This is a genomic window from Clostridium sp. BNL1100 (genome assembly GCF_000244875.1).
GTDB lineage: Bacteria > Bacillota > Clostridia > Acetivibrionales > DSM-1351 > Ruminiclostridium.
Window position 1 is genome coordinate 604338 of sequence record NC_016791.1, and the last position, 13145, is coordinate 617482.

Sequence of the window (13145 nt, forward strand, 5' to 3'; positions counted from 1 at the left end):
TAGGGAGGCTTTTCCAATAGACCGGAATTTTTTAAAAAAAGGGGGTTGTTAAAAATGTCAATGTCACCGGAACAAAAAGAAGTTAACAAAATCATTAAAAACACAATTAAAGAAATGCAGGAAGTCAATACTTACAAACCACAATTTGATGCCACTGTTAAAATTTATGCTGAGACTCAGCAGATTTACAATCGGGCATACAAAGATTTCATTATCAGCGGCGGCAAGATGATGGAGGAGTACACCAATAATTCAGGATTCACAAACATAAGAAAAACAGCAACATATTTGGCTATTGAAAATTTGCGGAGTGACCTGGTCAACTATAGAAACATTTTGGGATTGACTCCATTAGGTTTGAAAAAAATAAATGACGAAATGAAAGCTAAGAAAAAAACAAGCAAGCTCACACAGGTGATGAGTAAGAATGGCTAATTCTAAAGTTAACAATTTTGATATTGTAATGGAGTATGCCAGAAGTATCACAGGCCATAGAAAAATTGCTTGTAAAGAACAGATTCAATGCTGTCAAAGGTTTTTAAAGGACATAGAAAATCCACTATACGACTTTAGGACTGATGATGCCGAATTCGTTATTGAGTTGATTGAAAACACTTTCGTACATATGCAAGGGGAAAAGTTGGACGGCACTCCACTTCGGGGTACGCCTTTTTTATTGGAACCGTTTCACAAATTCATTGTATATAACATTTTGGGGTTTTACCACAAAGGGACCAAAAGAAGACGCTTCAAAGAGGCGTTTATTTTTATTCCACGAAAAAATATCAAGACAAGTTTTGCCGCTGCTCTTGCATGGGCCCTTGGTATTTTGGAAAGGCGAAGTGGCAGCAAGGTATATATTGTTGCAGCGGCCTTGAAACAGTCCCTTGAAAGCTTCAACTTTATCAATTTCAATCTGGAACAGATGGGAGAGAAGGAAAACTTCCGGGTTATCGACAATAATCAGGAACACAGCATTAGCGGGGATTTGGATGACGGTTCTTTATTTATTCAGGCATTGGCGGCGAACCCTGACAGTCAGGATTCACTTAACTGTAATATCGGTATAGCTGATGAAATACTCGCGTATAAGACACCAAAGCAGTACAACATTATCAAGGAAGCAATGAAGGCATACACAAATAAATTGATGATAGGTATTACTACTGCCGGAGACAGTATGACAAGCTTCTGTTATCAAAAGCTTCAGTACTGCAAAAAGATACTAGATAGGACAGTAACCGATGAGCAGTACTTTGTCTTTATTTGCAAGGCAGACGAAAAAGAGAACGGGGATGTTGACTATACAAACCCGGTAATTCATGAGATGGCAAACCCGGCATATGGAGTCTCAATCCGGCCCGATGATATTTTGAATGATTCCTTGCAGGCCATGAATGATCCTCAGTTGAGAAAAGACTTTTTTGCCAAATCATTAAATGTATTTACTGCTGCATTAAGAGCATATTTCAACATTGATGAGTTTAGAAAGTCTGACACAGCTTCCGAAGCAAAGCTGAACATCAAGCCTGAGTGGAGACTGGATAAAAAAATTGAGTTTTTGAAAAACCTGCCCATTGAATGGTATGGCGGTGCGGACTTGTCAAAGCTCCATGACTTGACTGCAGCTGCTTTATATGGAAGTTGTATGACCGGGCGGATGATTAAAATTACAAATGAAAAGGGAGAGACAATAGAAGTCCCTGAGGAAATAGATATTATAATCTCCCATGCATGGTTTCCTATAGTTGCGGCAGCTCAAAAGGCAGATGAAGACAGCATCCCGCTTTTTGGTTGGAAGGATGACGGCTGGCTTGATATGAGTAATTCGGCAACAGTTAATCATGCTGAGATTGTCAACTGGTTTAAAAAAATGAGAAACATGGGCTTTAAAATAAAGCAGGTTGGGCATGATAGAAAATTCTGTAGAGAATATTTTATTGGAATGAAGAAAGCAAACTTCAATATTATTGACCAGCCTCAATATTTCTATAAAAAGTCTGAGGGTTTCAGAAGAATAGAGCAAAAGGCAAAAGACGGCAATTTATATTATCTCAGCTCCCAGGCATATGAATATTGTGTTCAGAATGTAAGAGCGATTGAGAAAACGGATGACATGGTACAGTATGAAAAGGTTGAGGACTCCCAGAGGATCGATATATTCGATGCCTCTGTTTTTGCATGTGTAAGGAAATTGGAAGCATTGGAAAAAGGTAAACTAAGCGGATGGTTTTAGAAAGCTGGTGATGAAATTGAAAAATCCATTTAGAAGGCATAAGACACGGGCAGACCCGGTAACGTTATGGCTTAGCGGTACGGATGCCAGAGACATACTTTGCCCGGAAGGCTATACGCCATTATCCAAAAATGAAGAAATAAGAAGGTGTGTTTTTAAGATAGCTGATTTGGTGTCCAACATGACAATCATGTTAATGGAGAACGGAGAAAACGGTGATATACGGCTGAAAAATGAACTATCAAAGAAGATCGATATATATCCAAACAATAACATGACCCGAAAAAACTTCATTCACAAGCTTGTTACAGACATGATACTAACCGGTAATGCGGTTGCATACCCACAGATAAAAAACGGCTTGATTGATAACCTGAAAATACTTAATGCCGACAGTCTGCATTTTGATGAAGTCGGGGACAGTTATCAAATAAGGTATAGAGGTACACTGTATTATCCTGACGAAGTACTGCATTTTGTTTTGAATCCCGATGATGATTACCCCTTTAAAGGACAAGGCTACACACAGTTGATTAAAGAAACGGTGATGAACCTCCTGCAAGCAAATGCAACTAAAAAAGGGTTCCTGAAAAGCAAATGGAAACCGAGCATGATAATATCAATAAATTCTGATGCAGAAGAATTGCAGGATCCTGAAAAGCGGGCAAAAATTCTCGGCAGCTACACTAAGACAACTGAAATAGGTGAGCCGTGGTTGATTCCGGCCGGGGAGATAGATGTTAAAACAATACAACCCCTTACCCTTAATGACCTTGCAATACAGGACAGTATAACCCTAGACCTGAAAGTTATAGCGGCGGCAATAGGAGTTCCCGGCTTTATGGTCGGAGTAGGTGCTTTTAATAAGGAAGAGTACAACAATTTTATTTCAACGAAGATAATGTCCATAGCCATGATCCTGCAGCAGGAGTTGTCCAAGAAACTTTTATTTTCACCGACAATGTACTTTAAATTTAACCCTAAATCTCTTATGCAGTACAACCTTACAGAGCAGGTTCAGTTTGTGAAGGAGCTTGTTGGCGGAGGTATGCTGAACAGGAATGAAGGAAGGGCAGAGTTTGATTATCCTCCTGTAGATAAACCCGGAATGAACGATTATATTGTGCTTGAAAATTATGTACCTGTGGAGAGGGTTGGAGACCAGAAAAAATTGAAAGGTGGTGATACTGGTGCTGAATAAAAGATACTCCTATTTCAAAAGTGAACTTAAAACCCGGGCAGAAGGTGAAAATGAAAAATACATAGAAGGATATTTCGCAGTATTTGAGCAGGAAACCGAACTCTGGCCCCGGTGTTTTGAGAAGATAGCAAGAGGGGCATTCGACAATTCAATAAAAAATAACGATATCCGCTGTTTGTTCAACCATGACAGCGGATTTGTTTTGGGCAGAACAGCAAGTAAGACTCTTGAACTGAGAGTGGATGCATATGGCTTGTGGGGCAGTGTAAAGATTAACCCCAATGATTCACAGGCAATGGACGTCTATGCACGGGTTGAAAGAGGGGACATATCAGGATGCTCCTTCGGGTTTGAGCCTAAAGGAGAGGACTATGAGGAACGGGATGACGGATTGCACTGGACAGTGAATGAAGCAGACACAATGGAGGTTTCAATATGTACATTTCCGGCATACCCGCAGACAGAAATACAGGCAAGGCAGAAAGACTTTGAGGTGTCTCAAAAAAGAAGCCGGGAGCAAAGGAAGATAGATTTAAAAAAGAAACTGGAGGGGATTAGATGCTAAAACAGCTAAAATTACAGGCCGAGTTAAAGCAAAGAAATGCTGAAATGCAGATTCTACAGGAGAAGAGAACCGATTTTAAGAAAAGGCAGGACGAACTTAAAACGGCTCTAGAGGAAGCCAAGACTGACGAAGATATCGCTCTTGTACAACAGGGTATTGATGACCTTGAAAATGAAATTACTGAAGCTGGTACAGATGAAAAAATTACAAGTGTCTCAGCTGAAATCACACGTATTGAGGGTGAAATTGCTGAAATTGAAGCAAGAGGAAACAATCCAAAACCACCAAAAAAAGAAATTGAAGAAAGAGGAGGAAACAGTATGAACAGGTATCAGGTAAGGGAGCTTTTGAAGACAGGGGAGTACTACGAGAGGGCAGAGGTTAAAGAGTTCTATAACAAATTCAAAAACCTCAGAGCAATCGGTGGCGAAGGGTTGACAATACCAGAAGTAGTTATTAACCGCATAATGGATATATTGGGAGATTACTCAACGTTATATCCATTGGTCGATAGAATAACCGTAAAAGGAACAGCCAGAATATTAATTGATACTGATACTACCGCAGCAACATGGATTGAACAGACTGGCACAATACCAACTGGGGAAGTCGGAACAATTACTGATATTAGCTTTGACGGTTACAAGATTGGTAAAGTTACTTTTGTTGATAACTCAATGTTACAGGATAGCATAATCAACCTTGATGATTACGTAGTCAAAAAAATTGCACGTGCAATATCAATTGGTCTTGACTTAGCAATATTAAAAGGGACAGGAGCTACTGGTAAACAGCCCGAAGGGATTATCCCTCAGTTGCCAACATCAAACAAAGTAATAGTTACAGATCCAACTGGGTATGCCGATATTGTTAAACCGATCGCTGTAATAGACACAGGTAAAGACAGCATAGGTGAAATTGTTGCAGTCATGAAACGTTCTACATATTATAACAGACTGCTTGGATATAGCGTTCAGCCTACTTCTACAGGGGAAGTTGTTGCAAAATTGCCAAACCTAAAGAACCCTGATTTGCTAGGTTTAAGAGTTGTGTTCAATAATAACATGACGACGATACAATCCTTTATGGAGATTTTAGCAAGTATACACTCGTTGAAAGAGAAAATGTATCAATCGACAAGTCAGAGCATGTTAAGTTTACCGAAGACCAGATGGCTTTCAGAGGTAAGGGCAGGTTTGATGGCAAGCCAACCAAGAAGGAAGCTTTTGTGCTTGTAACACTGGAATATACATCTGAGGCATAGGACATGGAAATTATATTAACTCTTCTGAAAATTGACCTTGGTATAACTCATAACTTAAGAGATGCTTATTTCATTTCAACGATTCTGGCAGCACAAAAAGAAATTGAGTATAAGAGAATAACTCTGGATTTAAGTAATGTGGAAGACCAAATGCTATTATCCGACTATGCCGCATGGAAGTACCGGAAACGGCAGGAAGATGTAGGATTACCTCAAAACTTGACATACAGGTTGAGAAACCGGGTAGTGAAAGCGAGGTCACAATATGCTGAAACTTAAAAGTATATCTAATAAGGAAAGCATATCGTTAGACCTTGTTTGCTATCTGCTATCTACAACCGTTAGTGATGACAATATAGGGAATCAGTTGGAAACACCAATGGAGAGGCTTGTTTACTGTGTTGAGTTACCTGTCAATTCATCTGAATTCTATAATGCAGGACAGTCTGGAATAAAACCTGAACATTTGCTTGTTATAGATTTAGAGGAATACGATGGGGAAACAGCCCTTAAATATGAGGACAAGACATATAGCATATACCGTACATATCCGCGGGGCGGCGGGTTGTTGGAATTGTACTGTAACAAGAAAGTGGGTGTTACATGAGCGACCTGGAAGCACAATTGGCAGCAGTATTGTCTGAGTATTCTACAGAGGTAACTCAGGAGGTAAAAAAGACCTGCAAGGATGTAAGCAAGGAAATGACCGAGGCAATCAGACAGGATAGTAAAAACCTATTTGATGGTACGGGGAAATATGCTAAAGGTTGGCGGTCAAAGGTGGAATACGAAGACAGAGACAATATCCGGCTGACCACTTACAATGCAACAGAATATCAGCTGACACACCTACTGGAATTCGGCCACGCTAAAACAGGCGGCGGAAGGGTAGAAGGCAGGCTTCATATTTCTACTAATGAAGAAAAGGCGAAGAAAGAACTTGTTGAACGGCTTGAAAGGGCGGTGCAAAAATGACACAAATAGAGCTGTGCAATCAGCTGAAAACAATTGGATATCCCGTGGCATACCACCATTTTACAACATCGCCGGATCCGCCTTACATCGTTTACATTAGGACTACTGATGATAATATTTCATCTGACTACAAAGTGCATGGAAAGTTTAAAAACTATCAGGTCGAACTTTACACTGTTAAAAAAGACTTGGAAGCAGAGCGGAAAATTGAAGAAATATTAAACACAATAGACCCTGAATACAAAACCTTTGAGGAGTACATACAATCAGAGCAAATGTATCAAGTGGTTTATCAAATCAAAGTTATAGAAAGAAGGTAGAAAAATGGTTACAGATGGTGAAAAGATAGTGTTGGGTAGTGGTACTTTATACTGTATGGAGTTCACAGGGACACTCCCGGAAAAAACAGCTTTAGAAACAGAAGAAAACCAATTAGGGGCTATTCTGGGTGGAGCAAGCTTGGAGTATAAGCCCAAATTTTATGAAGCTAAGGATGACATGGGAAAAGTAACAAAAGTGATAATTACTGAAGAAGAAGCTTCACTAAAATCCGGAATAATGACCTGGAATGGGAAAACACTTACGAAACTTTGTAGTACAGCAAGAGTAACCGAATCTGCCGGGGTAAGAACCGTAAAAATCGGTGGAGTAGGAAATGAAAACGGCAAAAAATATGTCTTACATTTTGTACATGAAGATTCCACCGACGGTGATATTAGAGTTACTATTGTTGGGCAAAATCAGGCGGGATTTTCCTTGGCTTTCAAGAAGGATAAAGAAACAGTGATTGATGCAGAATTTAAGGCACAGCCACAGGACAATGAAGGAACACTTATAAAATATGAAGAGGAAATTCCGGTAGCAGGTTAATTAACAAGGGGCCTTCTGGCCCCTTGAATTTTAAAGAGGTGATAATAATATGTTTGATATAAGCACTATAAACAAAAGATTTTTTCATATAAAAATAGACGGGTTGGAGCTTGATGTGGAGCCGCCAAAAATAAAAGTATTAAAGAAAATCCTTTCCTTATCAAATCAACAGGGCGAGCAGTCAATAGACAAACTGTCCGAGGCGATAAGCTTGATTTTGAGTAAGAATAAATCAAACTATAAAGTGTCCGAAGACATAATTGACGAACTGGATATTGACCAGTATAAAGCAATACTGACTGAATATTTTAAATGGATAGCAGTGGTCAAAAACAGCCCAAACTGAAAATCCCTCGCTGTCCTGATGATACAGACGAGGGACATTATAAACTTAGTTATATTGAAGAAAAGCTGGTATCTGAATATACCGGCTTTAATTTTGCTCAAATCTATGAACTTAACATTTTTGAGTATCAGGCAATACTTCGGGATGCAGTGATATATAAATATATGCAATCGGAAGATGGACAAAAGTATTTAGAAAGGTGCTGGATCCTTGAACAGACCAAACCAGATAGAGCCAAGTTGAGGAAGAATTTCGGAAAGGAGGAATGACATTGGCAGGAGGAACAATAAAGGGAATAACAGTTGAAATTGGCGGTAATACAGGGCCATTAAATAAAGCACTTGGTGATGTAAATAAGACAAGCCGGGATTTGCAGAACGAGCTTAAACAGGTTGAAAGGTTATTAAAGCTTGACCCCACCAACACTGAATTGCTGGCACAGAAGCAGAAACTTCTTGCAGATTCGGTTGATAACACCAAAAGCAAACTGAATACCCTCAAAGAAGCTGAAAAACAGGTTCAGGAGCAAGTTAAGCAAGGGAAAATATCCGAAGAGCAATACAGGGCCTTTCAAAGAGAAGTTGCAAAAACCGAAACCGAACTAAAGAAGGTAGAAGATCAGGCTAAAAAGACCAATAAAGAAATTGATTTTCTTGGAGAAAAATCTGAGAAAATGAATAACTTTATGAAGGGCGCAACAGTTGCGGCAGCTGGAATAGGTACTGGGTTAATAGGTATGGCTGTACAAGCAGGAGCTGCAGCTGACGATATCAATACACTGGCAAAACAGACGGGATTATCAACTGAACAGATACAGAAATTCCAGTATGCTAGTGATAGAATTGATGTATCCATGGAAACTTTAACAGGTTCTATGGCAAAACTCACAAGAAATATGGAAAGCGCACGACAAGGCAGCAAAAACCAAGAAGAAGCATTCAAGGCTTTAGGAATAACCATAACAGACAATGAAGGGAAATTAAGAGATAATCAAGACGTGTTTAATGAAGTAATAGATGCTCTTGGTAAAATGGAGAATGAAACCCAAAGAGATGCATTTGCTATGCAAATATTTGGTAAGTCTGCTCAAGATTTAAATCCATTGATACTTGGGGGTGCCGAAGATTTAAAGAAATATGGCGAAGAAGCGGAAGCAGCTGGTTTGATTTTATCCCAAGAAGCTTTAGATGGTGCTAATACCTTTGCTGATGGGGTAGACAAATTGAAGGCAACTACTATGAGCAGTTTCGGAGTAATTGGAGGTCAAATCGCTGAAAAGTTAGTGCCAGCTATGGAAAACTTGTCTAAATTAATTGAAAATATTGTCAGATGGATAGTACATAATCAAGCTATTGTTTTAGCGACTATCACGGCAATTGGAGTTGGTTTGGCTACTTGGAATATAGTTACTATGGTGCAAGGAATTATTGGGTTTACAAAAGCGCTAGAAGGTGCTACACTAGCTCAAAAACTATTCAATCTTGCAATGACAGCAAATCCTATAGCTTTAATAGCAACATTGGTGGCTGGATTAGTTGCTGCAATAATAGTGTTGTGGAATACAAATGAAGGTTTTAGGGATGCAATAATCGGAATATGGGACAAGATAAAAAGTGCCGTGTCTACAGCCGTTGAAAAAGTGAAAGGTATTTTTAATACCGTAATTGACTTTATAAAAGGTAACTGGCAAGCACTGTTATTAATGATAGTCAATCCTTTTGCGGGAGCATTTAAACTACTCTATGACAACTGTGACGGTTTTAAAAACTTTGTGGATGGTTTTATCAATGATGTGGTTAAATTTTTCAAGGGACTGCCGGGCAAGGTGTGGAATGCAATAATCGGAATTAAGGATAAATTCAATAATCTCAAATCAGAACTTATCAATTGGGCGAATAATAACTTACCTTCGTTTATAGCGAAATTTGTTGGGTTCATGTTGGAGCTGCCAAACAAAATGGTCAATATAGGCAAGAACATTGTTGAAGGGATATGGAATGGCATGTCGGGTGCAGTAGGATGGCTAAAAGATAAAATTACCGGATTTGCAAATGGCATAGTAAACAGTATTAAGTCGGTTCTTAATATACATTCCCCTTCTCGTGTGTTGGCTGATGAGGTTGGAAAATACATGGCCCAGGGAATCGGGGTTGGCTTTGAAGCAGAAATGGGTAGTGTATCGTCAAACATGGCAAAGGCAATACCTGTTAATAAACAGGATTATATACCGGGCAACAACAGTTTATCTAGTGGAAACGGACATTCGGGAGATTACAACCAAACTGTTAACATTTACAGTCCTACACCGTTAACACCGTCCGAAGTTGCAAGGCAGACCAGAAATGCTTCAAGACGTTTAGTTCTGGGGGTGTAAAATGCCAAAGATATTAACATATATAAATAATAAGGGTCGAAGTATTCAAATAGGGTACTTTGATCCTTTCTATTTAGTTAACTTTGATGGAGGTACAAATACCCCTAAGACAAAAATCAATACCTCCAAAGGCTCGGGTCAGGACGGTGAAAGCTATATAGGTAGCACAATAGAAGTGAGGAATATTGTTATTGATTTTCAGATTGAGAACAACTATTCAGCCAACAGGAATCTTCTATACAGTGTTTTTATTCCTAAATCGGAAGGTACTTTGATATTTGAACAGGATAACATAAAGAGAAAAATTTCATGCAGAGTTGAAAGTCTTGACCTTAATGATAATAAAATTCCAAAGACCGCATCACTAAGTTTACTGTGTCCTAGCCCATTTTGGGAGGATATCAACAGTATCCGCAATAATATTGCTTCATGGCTTCCGGCATTTGAATTTCCACTTAAAATAATACCTGATGGTAGTGAAATGGGCCAAAGACAGTTGAGTCTTGTGGTCAATGTAATTAATAACGGAGACATACCACTTGGGATGGTAGTAGAATTTAAAGCTTTGGGAAGTGTGTTAAATCCGAGTATTTTTGATGTTTACAAGCAACAGGAGCTTAAAATTAATATTGAAATGGAGGCCGGAGATATCATAACGGTAAGTACCCTATATGGAAAGAAAAGAGCAGAATTAAACAGATCAGGAATTATAACAAACGTGATTAATGCTCTTGATCCTGACAGCGTATTTCTGCAATTTGAACCGGGAGATAATCTTATCAGGTACAACGCTGACCAAAACCTCAATAACCTGGAAGTATTAATTTACTATACTCCGGCCTATCTGGGGGTGTGATATGGAACTTTACATATATAACAGAAGCCTTGATTTAATTGGACTTATTGATGTGTTTGACAGTTTGAGGTGGCGGAGAAGGTATTTTCAGCCCGGGGAATTTGAACTTCATTTAAAGTACACCGCTGATAGTATGAAACTACTTGAAGAGGACAATATAATTGCTCGAAGGGATGTAGATGAAGCCGGAATAATTGAAGGAATCAGTATAGATAAAGAGGACCTTATAGTCAAAGGACGCTTTTTATCATCCCTCACTGAACGGCGAATAGTAATAAAGGAAACCGTGTTAAATACCACAGCAGAACTTGCCATGAGGACACTTGTCAGTAATATGAATGCAATACCGTTTCTGGAGTTGGGAGAATTAAAAAATTATACAGAAACAGTTGATTTGCAGGTAACTTATAAAAACGTATGCACTACATTAACTAAAATCGCTCAGGTAAGCAATATCGGATACAGGGTTAGATTCGACAGAAAAGATAAAAAGCTTTTGTTTGAATGTTATCGGGGGGTTAACAGAAGTGCAGCTCAGAACGTAAATCCAAGGGCCATTTTCTCCGAAGAATTTGAAAATGTAACCGACAGTAAATATTCTCTTGAAACTGAAAATTATAGGACTGTTGCAATAGTGGGCGGTGAAGGAGAAGGAGCATCAAGGGTAATTGTTACAGTGGGAGATATAACAGGCCTTGAAAGACGGGAACTATTCGTTGATGCCAAAGATATACAAAAAGGTGATTTAACGGACAATGGCTACAAGGCATTGTTAATTCAGCGTGGTAATGAAGCTTTGGCCCAGGCAGTCAAAAATGAGACTTTCGAAAGCAATGTAAACCTTCAATCAAGTTTGGTATATAAAAAGGAGTTTGACCTTGGAGATATTGTTACCTGTAGGAATCGAGCATGGAACAAAGCCATTGATTTTCGTATAACCGAAATCGAAGAAGTATATGAAAACGGTATCATAACACTAACACCTACTTTCGGGAGTCCACTTCCGGAATTGAAGGATATTTTGAAGGGGGAATAAACAGTGCAAAAAAGCAGTTTTTTTAACAGTATAAACGGGGACAGAAAATACAATGCCTCCGATTATGCTGCCTATTTCGGGAGCTTTATCGGAAACGGAGTTTATCCAAATCCGGGTAACAATTTAGCCGTGACAGCTTCAGGTGGAATGAATATATCAGTCGCTGCAGGGAAAGCATGGATAAACGGCTATTACTATGAAAATACTGGTGTATTCAATATTTCAATAGATGCGGCTGACGGAGTATTAAAGAGAATTGACAGGATTGTATTGAGACTGGATCACCTTAACAGACAAATTGTTTTATCAGTTTTGAAAGGAACACCTTCCAGTACCCCTACAGCATCGTTATTAACAAGGACCTCGGACATATATGAACTTGGTATAGCTGACATCCTAATTAATAATGGAGACATAGGAATTAATCAGGCACATATAACAGATTTACGTTTCAATGCAGCCTTGTGTGGCATAGTGTCAGGAGTTGTGGAACAAATAGATACTACAGGCCTTTTCGCCCAGTATGATGCAGCCTTTAATAGCTGGTTTGGCCAGGTGCAAAATATATTAAGCGGTGATGTGGCTGGAAATATACTAAATCAAATAAATATTCATAAGTCAGAAAATATCTACCAATTGGCAGGAGGTACAGCAACAGCTATAACACTTACAATAAGAGAAACATTAGAAAATGGGTTACCTATTAATTTTATTGCAAGTGCAAATAATAGTGGCGCTGATACAACTATAAATGGTAAGCCATTGTACAAACCAAACACTACCACTGCTCCAACACTAACAGCAGGAAGGGCTTATACAGTTTGGTATAACTTAACTAGTAGCTGTTTTTTTATCAAGGCTAGTGCCACAGGTACAACAACCTCTGGTAAGGTACTGGCAGGAGAAACATATAGTACAGAGGTAGACACAGACCAAGTTGGTACAATGACAAATAATGGAGCAGTTACTATTACTCCAAGTCTAGTAGACCAAGTAATTGTAGAAGGATACCATAATGGAGGTGGAAAGGTTAGTGCAATAAAATTAATTGCAGGAAATATTTTAATAGGAAACAGCGGTGACCCAGCACGTACTACCAATACATGGTATACAAAAGTGAGAGAAATTACTACATCATTGTTAGGCGGTACTATTAGAGTTAAATTCTATTTATCGGCAGGCTCATCAACAACTACAGCCTATGGTCGTATATATGTTAATGATGTCGCTATCGGTACAGAGCGTACTGTGAAAGGCATATCCTCAATAATATTTACTGAGGATATATCAATAAATGCAGGGGACAAGGTTCAAATATATATAAAAACATCAAATTCAGACTATGCCTCAAATGTTAACGGTTTTACATTATATATAGCTACTGTAAGTTGTTCAAGTACTTTATAAGAAGGATGATATTTT

At 38.8% G+C, this 13145-nt stretch carries 15 protein-coding genes and 1 pseudogene; all 16 read left to right on the forward strand.

Features of this window, described 5'->3' with window-relative positions:
• Window positions 1–54: 54 nt before the first annotated feature.
• The 16 genes and pseudogenes from CLO1100_RS02660 (at window position 55) to CLO1100_RS02735 (ending at window position 13130) form a co-directional block, all read left to right on the forward strand.
• Window positions 55–435 (forward strand): P27 family phage terminase small subunit, encoded by a 381-nt coding sequence (locus tag CLO1100_RS02660; RefSeq protein WP_014312209.1) that lies wholly within the window; start codon window positions 55–57, stop codon window positions 433–435.
• A complete protein-coding gene (locus CLO1100_RS02665) occupies window positions 428–2236 on the forward strand; it encodes a terminase large subunit (protein ID WP_014312210.1) in 1809 nt (602 codons plus the stop codon). The genes CLO1100_RS02660 and CLO1100_RS02665 overlap by 8 nt, the downstream gene beginning before the upstream one ends.
• Window positions 2237–2246: 10 nt before the next feature.
• Window positions 2247–3437, forward strand: a complete 1191-nt coding sequence (locus CLO1100_RS02670) for a phage portal protein (protein WP_014312211.1) — start codon at window positions 2247–2249, stop codon at window positions 3435–3437.
• Window positions 3427–4002 (forward strand): HK97 family phage prohead protease, encoded by a 576-nt coding sequence (locus CLO1100_RS02675; protein ID WP_014312212.1) that lies wholly within the window; start codon window positions 3427–3429, stop codon window positions 4000–4002. Before CLO1100_RS02670 ends, CLO1100_RS02675 begins: the two co-directional genes overlap by 11 nt.
• A 44-nt stretch (window positions 4003–4046) precedes the next feature.
• A pseudogene (locus CLO1100_RS02680) lies at window positions 4047–5266 on the forward strand (phage major capsid protein).
• A gap of 3 nt (window positions 5267–5269) precedes the next feature.
• Window positions 5270–5545: a hypothetical protein gene (locus CLO1100_RS02685; RefSeq protein WP_014312214.1), complete on the forward strand. Its 276-nt coding sequence runs from the start codon at window positions 5270–5272 to the stop codon at window positions 5543–5545.
• Window positions 5532–5873, forward strand: a complete 342-nt coding sequence (locus tag CLO1100_RS02690; RefSeq protein ID WP_014312215.1) for a hypothetical protein — start codon at window positions 5532–5534, stop codon at window positions 5871–5873. Before CLO1100_RS02685 ends, CLO1100_RS02690 begins: the two co-directional genes overlap by 14 nt.
• Window positions 5870–6241, forward strand: coding sequence for an HK97 gp10 family phage protein (locus CLO1100_RS02695; RefSeq protein WP_014312216.1), 372 nt, complete (start codon window positions 5870–5872; stop codon window positions 6239–6241). Before CLO1100_RS02690 ends, CLO1100_RS02695 begins: the two co-directional genes overlap by 4 nt.
• Window positions 6238–6561 carry a hypothetical protein gene (locus CLO1100_RS02700; protein WP_014312217.1) on the forward strand — a complete coding sequence of 108 codons (324 nt, stop codon included), beginning with the start codon at window positions 6238–6240 and terminating at the stop codon, window positions 6559–6561. The genes CLO1100_RS02695 and CLO1100_RS02700 overlap by 4 nt, the downstream gene beginning before the upstream one ends.
• Window positions 6562–6565: 4 nt before the next feature.
• A complete protein-coding gene (locus tag CLO1100_RS02705) occupies window positions 6566–7111 on the forward strand; it encodes a hypothetical protein (protein ID WP_014312218.1) in 546 nt (181 codons plus the stop codon).
• A gap of 49 nt (window positions 7112–7160) precedes the next feature.
• A complete protein-coding gene (locus CLO1100_RS02710; protein ID WP_014312219.1) occupies window positions 7161–7457 on the forward strand; it encodes a hypothetical protein in 297 nt (98 codons plus the stop codon).
• Complete coding sequence (locus CLO1100_RS02715; protein ID WP_014312220.1) at window positions 7424–7726, forward strand: hypothetical protein; 303 nt, start codon at window positions 7424–7426, stop codon at window positions 7724–7726. Before CLO1100_RS02710 ends, CLO1100_RS02715 begins: the two co-directional genes overlap by 34 nt.
• Window positions 7723–9831 carry a hypothetical protein gene (locus CLO1100_RS02720; protein ID WP_242836662.1) on the forward strand — a complete coding sequence of 703 codons (2109 nt, stop codon included), beginning with the start codon at window positions 7723–7725 and terminating at the stop codon, window positions 9829–9831. The genes CLO1100_RS02715 and CLO1100_RS02720 overlap by 4 nt, the downstream gene beginning before the upstream one ends.
• Window position 9832: 1 nt before the next feature.
• A complete protein-coding gene (locus tag CLO1100_RS02725) occupies window positions 9833–10687 on the forward strand; it encodes a phage tail family protein (RefSeq protein WP_014312222.1) in 855 nt (284 codons plus the stop codon).
• Between the two features lies 1 nt (window position 10688).
• Complete coding sequence (locus CLO1100_RS02730; RefSeq protein WP_014312223.1) at window positions 10689–11723, forward strand: siphovirus ReqiPepy6 Gp37-like family protein; 1035 nt, start codon at window positions 10689–10691, stop codon at window positions 11721–11723.
• Between the two features lie 3 nt (window positions 11724–11726).
• Entirely contained in the window at window positions 11727–13130 is a 1404-nt protein-coding gene (locus tag CLO1100_RS02735; protein ID WP_014312224.1) for a hypothetical protein, read from the forward strand.
• The last annotated feature ends 15 nt before the right edge of the window (window positions 13131–13145 follow it).